The organism is Polaromonas sp. P1_G1 (assembly GCF_056405595.1).
Window position 1 is genome coordinate 1 of sequence record NZ_JBFUBU010000200.1, and the last position, 435, is coordinate 435.

Genomic DNA, 435 nt, shown 5'->3' on the forward strand with positions numbered 1-435 from the left:
CCACGTCGTCCAATGCTACCGGGGCGTTCATGATGCCGTCCCACGTCTTTTGCACATGCATGCGGCTGAAGGCGGAGTACAGCGCCTCGAACGACGCGGCCTGCATGGCGCTCATGCAGATGGAGCCGCTGGCCAGAAACAGGATGTAGGGCACCTGCACACTGCCCGTGGGGCTAACGACCGTGATCTGACCCACCAGCGCACCCATGCCATAGCCAAAGGCGACCAGCCACATCAGCGGCTCAGCAATATTGCCCACCAGGCTAGGGATGGCCAGCTTGCGCCAGACCAGCAGGTTGCGCAGGAAGACGGGCCAGAAGCGGAACGAGACCTCCGGCGCGCGCCAGATGCTTTGGGGCTTGGGTTGGGTGTAAGTGGATGCAGAGCTCATATCAGGCGTCCTCGCGGATTTGGCGTCCGGTCAGTTTCAAAAAC

The 435-nt window shown here is 61.8% G+C and carries 1 pseudogene; it reads right to left on the bottom strand.

Annotation, left to right across the window (positions count from 1 at the left end):
- Window positions 1-391 (bottom strand): annotated as a pseudogene (locus tag AC1D1Y_RS26460) (ABC transporter permease); the annotation flags it as partial.
- Between the last annotated feature and the right edge of the window lie 44 nt (window positions 392-435).